Origin of the sequence: Mesorhizobium sp. M7D.F.Ca.US.004.03.1.1 (assembly GCF_003998635.1) — a bacterium.
Classification (GTDB): Bacteria; Pseudomonadota; Alphaproteobacteria; order Rhizobiales; family Rhizobiaceae; genus Mesorhizobium; species Mesorhizobium loti.
On the sequence record NZ_RZQG01000295.1, the window covers coordinates 1 to 6,450 of the forward strand.

7 protein-coding genes and 1 pseudogene are annotated in these 6,450 nt (G+C 63.3%); 6 read left to right on the forward strand and 2 right to left on the reverse strand.

Annotation, left to right across the window (positions count from 1 at the left end):
• Nucleotides 1-578 (forward strand): GNAT family N-acetyltransferase (locus EN935_RS17600; RefSeq protein ID WP_127373473.1); only part of this gene is annotated, 578 nt, incomplete at its 5' end.
• 492 nt (nucleotides 579-1,070) lie between these two features.
• On the opposite strand, the gene EN935_RS17605 is transcribed toward EN935_RS17600, so the two are convergent.
• Nucleotides 1,071-1,385 (reverse strand): EthD family reductase, encoded by a 315-nt coding sequence (locus EN935_RS17605; protein WP_109660530.1) that lies wholly within the window; start codon nucleotides 1,383-1,385, stop codon nucleotides 1,071-1,073.
• Nucleotides 1,386-1,406: 21 nt separating this feature from the next.
• Between EN935_RS17605 and EN935_RS41455 the strand changes: the two genes are divergently transcribed.
• Nucleotides 1,407-1,586: a hypothetical protein gene (locus EN935_RS41455; RefSeq protein ID WP_109660531.1), complete on the forward strand. Its 180-nt coding sequence runs from the start codon at nucleotides 1,407-1,409 to the stop codon at nucleotides 1,584-1,586.
• Nucleotides 1,587-1,607: 21 nt separating this feature from the next.
• On the opposite strand, the gene EN935_RS17610 is transcribed toward EN935_RS41455, so the two are convergent.
• Complete coding sequence (locus EN935_RS17610) at nucleotides 1,608-1,892, reverse strand: hypothetical protein (RefSeq protein ID WP_127373474.1); 285 nt, start codon at nucleotides 1,890-1,892, stop codon at nucleotides 1,608-1,610.
• Here EN935_RS17610 and EN935_RS17615 point away from each other — a divergent pair.
• The 4 genes and pseudogenes from EN935_RS17615 to EN935_RS17630 all read left to right on the forward strand — a co-directional run.
• Nucleotides 1,876-2,100 (forward strand): hypothetical protein, encoded by a 225-nt coding sequence (locus tag EN935_RS17615; RefSeq protein WP_109660535.1) that lies wholly within the window; start codon nucleotides 1,876-1,878, stop codon nucleotides 2,098-2,100. The two genes, EN935_RS17610 and EN935_RS17615, sit on opposite strands and share 17 nt — an antisense overlap.
• Before the next feature lie 43 nt (nucleotides 2,101-2,143).
• Entirely contained in the window at nucleotides 2,144-4,645 is a 2,502-nt protein-coding gene (gene ligD / locus EN935_RS17620; protein ID WP_127264520.1) for a DNA ligase D, read from the forward strand.
• A gap of 354 nt (nucleotides 4,646-4,999) precedes the next feature.
• A complete protein-coding gene (locus EN935_RS17625) occupies nucleotides 5,000-5,905 on the forward strand; it encodes a Ku protein (protein ID WP_109660539.1) in 906 nt (301 codons plus the stop codon).
• Nucleotides 5,902-6,450: pseudogene (locus EN935_RS17630) on the forward strand (O-linked GlcNAc transferase); the annotation flags it as partial. The gene EN935_RS17625 and the pseudogene EN935_RS17630, both read left to right, overlap by 4 nt.

Below are 6,450 nucleotides of genomic sequence, written 5' to 3' on the forward strand. Positions count from 1 at the left end.
GTGTCGGCCTCGCTCTGGTCGAGGCCGACACGCCTGATCTGACCGAGGAGCTTTTCGACACGCTGCTGGAACTGCGGCTGAAGCGCTTTCGCGAGCTTGGGCGTTTCGACCTCCTGACGCAGGCCCCGGTCGTCGACTTCTACCGCCACGCGGCGCTGCAAGGCCTGTCCGACGGATCGGTGCGGCTGTTCGGGCTGCGCGTCGGTGAAGCCTGGCTCGCCTCCATCTACGTGCTGGCCAGAAAAGGCACGCTTCACGCTCTTCTGCTCGGCATCGACCAGAACGCGGTCGCCAATGTCTCACCCGGCCTGACGATGATGGGCAAGCTGATGATGTGGGCGCGCGGACAGGGGTTCGACTATTTCGACCTGTCGGTCGGCAGCCAGGGCTACAAGGAACATATCGGTGCCGCGAGCTCGGTTCTGGCCGAGATTTGCGAACCGATGACGCTGCGGGGCAGGGCTGCGAACGCAGCCATTTTGCTAAGCAGCCGGACCGAGCTTTACGTGCGCTCCAATCCGCGGCTGCTCAAGGCCGTCCGGAGCCTGATGAGCCGCTTGCGGCGATTGAAGGACTGAAGCTGGCCGCATTCGAACTCGCGGAGCCCGCCAAGGCGGCCGCGCCTGACCGCCCCGGCAAGGACGTTCTCGCTGAGGACATTTCAGGGGTGGCTTGACAAAGCACTGGTGCATGCCCCACTTGCCGCGGCCATTTGGGGCTTTGGGGATTTCGATGAAAAAGACTTACGAAAAGCCGACGCTCAACAAGCGTCAGCAGCTCTCGCGCGTCACAGCGGTGTTCGCCGGGTCGGCACCACAACCAACCTGACAGGCTAACAGCCGTTCGGCGATCGCGACCATCAAACCCGCCGCCGCAAGGCGGCGGTTTTTTTGTCCTCTGATCCCGGTACAAAGCGTATGATCTCGAACAATTTCGGGAACACCGCATATCGATCCGTTCCAGCATCCACCGGCGCGTTGCTCAATCGCCTGAGATCGTGGACGGCGACAAGAACAAGCTCCTGCTGGGGGCGTTCATGCGCCTGTAGCCTTGCCCAGCAAACCAACGCTTCACATCGCCTCCGACTCGAAAAGCAGCATCATGGCATCGTCGTCTTCAGGCGCGTATTTGCGCCGGTCGACGGCGCAGGCCTTGCCGATCTCGCTGGCAAATGCCGCACGAATGGCGTCCAGGCTGTCGAAATAGAGGGTCGCGACGAGGTAGGGCATCTCGCCCGGCGACAGGTTCACGATCGGCCGCTTGCTGACATCATAGCGCCGCAGGCCGGGAAGCTGTTTTGCGAGCGGCAGATGGATGTCGAAATAGTGCCGGTCGAAGGCGGCCGGATCGGCCGGTGTTTTGTAGATGACAAGCATTTTGGCCATGGGGTGCTCCCTTTGTCTCGCATGATCGGCGCTGCGATGTTCGTTGGCGCCACACCAGTGTCGTTCGCGAAGAGCGGATTTCGACAAAGGGGGCGGATTTTTCGCAAGACCGACAGCATGACGCCGTCCCCTGGTGATATTTCGCGCACCGCCTTGCCTGCCGATAAGCAGCTGATGTGCGGTCGCGTGGGCGATTTATGAAAAGCCGACGCTGAGCAAGCGTCAGCAACTCTCCCGCGTCACGGCGATATCGATCCCGTCAGCAACCTGACAGGCAAATCGCCGTTCGAGGATCGCGATCATCAAACCCGCCGCCGCAAGGCGGCGTTTTGCATGGCCCAGGTGCAGCAGACGGCACCGCGCCACCGCGCACAATATCAGCCGTTTGCACCGAAATTGACAGGAGATCGCGTCTCCGTCATCCTTGAGCCCAGTCGCCAGGCTGCGGACAGCGGCCGCGTTGCGTGTCAGGGCGACCGAGGGCAGTGTCATGGTCAGTCCCGTCATCGGCCAGAATTCCAAGCGCGCCGCGGTGCGCAAGGCGCTCGACCGCCACAAGGTCTACATCACCGCGCAGAGCTTTTCGGCCGGCACCTACCAGGCCCGCGTCCTGGTCGACGGCGAGGCTTACTGGGTCGACGAATTCCGGTTGAGCCAGCTGCAGCAGGGACTGTCGCCGGCGGAGCTCGAGTTGACGCCGGCCACTGACGATTGAGCGTGACTGGCGTGTTCCTGGCCGCCGTGCTTCGCTCCTGGTCATGACAACTCCACCAAAACTCAAAGCCTATCGCGCCAAGCGCGAATTCTCGAAGACGCCGGAACCGGCCGGTGGGCTCATTGCCGGCGACGGCAACCGCTTCGTCGTCCACAAGCACCACGCCACCGCAGACCACTATGATCTGCGCCTGCAGGTCGGCGATGTCTTGAAGAGCTGGGCGGTGCCGCGCGGGCCTTCGCTCAATCCGGCCGACAAAAGGCTGGCGGTCCAGACCGAGGACCATCCGCTCGAATATATCGACTTCGAGGGCGTCATTCCCGAGGGCGAGTATGGCGGCGGGCCGATGATCGTCTGGGATACCGGCACCTGGGCGCCGATGGACGACGTCGAAAAAAGTTTCAAGACCGGCGCCTTCAAGTTCCGGCTGGCCGGCGACAAGCTCAATGGCGGCTGGATGCTGACCAGGCTGAAGCCCAAGCCCGGCGAAGACGAGAACAAGAAAAACTGGCTGCTGTTCAAGGAGCGCGACCTTGCCGCCGACACCGCGCTCGACATCCTCGAAGCGCGGCCGGAAAGCGTCAAATCCGGATTGCGCATCGAGGAGCTGGTGGCGCCGGCGAAACCGGCCGCCAAACCCGCACCCAGGCAGGGTTCGCTGAAGCCGGGCACGCTGCCGGGCGCATTCAAGGCGCCGGCACTCAGCCGCATCGAGCCGCAGCTGGCGACGCAGGTGCCGAAACCGCCCGATGGCGAGGATACCAAGGGCGGTACAGGCGAGGTCTGGCTGCATGAGATCAAATTCGACGGCTACCGCACCATGGCACATCTCACCGAGGGCGTGGTCAAGCTGATCACCCGTGGCGGCATCGACTGGACGAAGCGCTATGGCGACCTGCCGCATGCCTTCGCCAAGCTGCCGTGCCGCGATGCCATCATCGATGGCGAGATCGTCGTGCTCGACGCCAAGGGCATCAGCCGCTTCGCGCTGCTGCAGGATGCGCTGGCCGAGGGCGCCGGCAGCAGGCTGCACTTCTACGCCTTCGACCTTCTTTATCTCGACGGCTGGGACCTGACCAAGGCGCCGCTCATCCGGCGCAAGGCGCTGCTGGCGCAGATGCTGTCCGGCCTCGGCGCCAATTCTGCCATCCAGTTCTCCGATCATGTCGAGGGCTCGGGGCAGGGGCTCTACGACCAGGCGTCGGAACTCGGGCTGGAGGGCGTCGTCTCCAAGCGCGCCACCGCGACCTACCAGAGCGGCCGCACCAAGAGCTGGACCAAGACCAAGGCGCTGCAAAGCGGCGTTTTCGTCATTGCCGGCTACACCACCTCGGACGCGGCGGAGGGGCTGGCAGCCCTCGGGCTTGCCGAATTCGAGGACGGCGAATTGCATTATCGCGGCAAGGTCGGCACCGGCTTCGACAGCGAAACCGCTGCCGAGCTGCTTGCCCGGCTGGAGCCGCTCACATCAGGCGCGTCCGCACCGGAAGGCGCGCCGCGCGAAATCATGCGCGAGATGAACTGGGTCAAGCCGCTGCTCTCGGCCCGCATCCACTACGCCAACCGCACATCGGACAATGCTCTGCGCCACGCGGTGTTTCGCGGCTTGCGCGATGTCGGCCTGTCGACGCCGGTGTCCTCGACACGCAAGCGGCTCATCTCAGAGGCTGATCTGGCCACCATCTGGGTGACCAATCCGACGCGGCGGCTGTTCGGCAAGACCGGCCCGACAAAGCTCGACATCGCCGTCTACTACGCGTTGGTCGGCGACTTCATGCTGCCGCATATCCTCGGCCGGCCGGTGTCGCTGGTGCGCTGCCCGACCGGCCTGCCGAAGGACTGTTTCTTCCAGCGCCATGCCTTCACCGGCATGCCGCCCTCGGTGGTGACGTTCGAGGCGACCAATTCCGAGGGCGAGACCAAATCCTACCTCTCGGTCGAGGGAGCAAAAGGGTATCTGGCGCTGGCGCAGTTCGGCGTCGTCGAGTTCCACACCTGGGGCACGCATCGCACCAGCCTCGACAGACCCGACCAGATCGTCTTCGACCTCGACCCGGGCGAGGGGATCACCTGGCGCGAAGTGGTCGAGGCTGCGGTGCACATCAAGGGCGAACTGGAGGGGCTGGGGCTGGTGCCCTTCGCCAAGACCTCCGGCGGCAGCGGCATCCACATCACGGTGCCGGTGACGTGCAAGCAGAACTGGAAGAAGCTGCACCAGGCGACCAGCGCCATATCAACGCATCTGACGGCAACCGCGCCCGACACCTTCACCACCACCATGGGCAAGGACAATCGCAAGAAGCGCATCTTCATCGACTATCACCGCAATGCGCGCGCCCACACTTCGGCGGCACCTTACTCGCTGCGCGCCCGCACCAATCTGCCGGCCTCGACGCCGGTGAGCTGGAGCGATCTCGAATCCATCGATGCGCCGCAGGATCTGAACTATTCCTCGCTGCCGGGCTTGCTGGCAACGTCGGGCGATCCATGGGCGGAGATCGAGGACTTTGCGCGGGATTTGCCGGTGTTCGAGGGGGCGAGGTAGATCATTCGTGATGGCGCGACCCTCTCACATTCGTCATCTTAGGGTCTGCGCCGCGTCGCTTCGCTCCTTGCTCCGGCCTAGGATGACGAAGGGAAGGACGGCCACTTCCTCAACCTCCATCGACGCTTCATACAATTTGAATTATCCTCCCGTCCGCGACCCCTTCGGCGAGCTAAAAGATTTCGTCAGGGATTTTCCTGTATTGTGCGGGGTCGGTGTAGGATTTGCGCAAGCTCGTTCGTCCTTCGGACGAAAAGCGCTGCAGAGAGCATGATCCCGAAAAGTGGGAACCGGTTTTCGGATAAGATCATGCTCAAGCTAAAATGTCAGTGCGTGGCCGCGTAGGAGTGTTTCATGGCGCCCAGGGCAAGTTGGAAAGGTTACCTCAAACTCAGCCTCGTGAGCTGTCCGGTGCGGCTATACCCCGCCACCAGCGCGAGCGAGCGCATCAGCTTCAACCAGCTGCACAAGAAGACCCACAACCGCATCAACATGAAGCCGGTCGACCCGGAACTCGGGCTGGTCGAGCGCACGGATCTGGTCAAGGGCTACGAATACGAGGACAAGCAGTACATCATCATCGATGATGCCGACCTCGACGCGGTGCGCATTGAATCCAACCATACGATGAACATCGAGGCCTTCGTCGACGAGGGCGAGGTCGACGTCATCTACCAGGATGCGCCATACTATCTGGCGCCCGACGGCGCGATGGCCGAAGAAACCTTCGCCGTGCTGCGCGAAGCGATGCGCAAATCCGGCAAGCTGGCGATCGCCCGCCTGGTGCTGTCGAGCCGCGAGCGGGTGGTGACGATCGGCGCCCGCGAGAACGGCATGTTCGTGTGCACATTGAGGAACCCGAACGAAGTGCGCGGCACGGCTGAATATTTCGGCAACATCCCGGCCGGAAAACCCGATGCCGAAATGCTGCAGCTAGCCGAAGCGCTGATCAAGCAGAAGGAAACCACCTTCGATCCGAAGAACTACGAGGACCGCTACGAGGCGGCGCTCATGACGATGATCCGCGAGAAGCTGAAAGGCCACAAGCCGATCATCGCGGCGGCACCCGAGCGTGGCAATGTCATTAATCTGATGGATGCGTTGAAGGCGAGCCTGTCGCAATCGAAACCGCCGGCCAAGTCGAAGAGCAAGGCCGACGAAGTGGCAAAGCCAGCCGCGAAGAAGGTGGCAGCGGGTGGTGCTGCTGAAAATCCGCTGAAGGCCAATCTGCTGAAGGCGGTCGGCAAGAGCAAGAAATGAGGGCACAAGCGGTCCTGGGGGCTGTCTTCGGTACCATCGGCGCGCTGGCGGCGTTTCCGCTCAGGCTGGCGGCACGCGAGGTCGAGCGCCAGCACGGCCAGCTGCGGCGCGGCGTCACCAGGCGCACCACGCATGTCGTGTTCGGCCGGACATTGTTGGCCAAGGCCGGGCTCTCCAGGAACGGTGATGTCGGGATCGAGCGCCGTGTCGCCGCCGAGCGCGGAGCCGCGCACAAGCTCCTCAGCGAGAACGGTTTCCTGCGCCTGCTCGGGTTAATGAAGGCGCCGGAGGCGTCTTCGCTGTCCAGGCAATCGCTGATCGAGCAATCGCGGCTATCGGGCGCCGACCTCGACCTGTTGTCGCTGTTCGATGCCTTCGAGCATGACGCAGAACCCTATTCCTTCCGCGACCTGATCCTGGCGCGCAAATATGCCGGGCTCATCGCCGGCGGTGCGACATGGGGCGCGATCGCGCGCTCCGTCCATCGCTCCGGCCCGGTGGCGTCGCTGACCGCGAAGTCGCTCAATGTCGGCTCGCAGCATGGG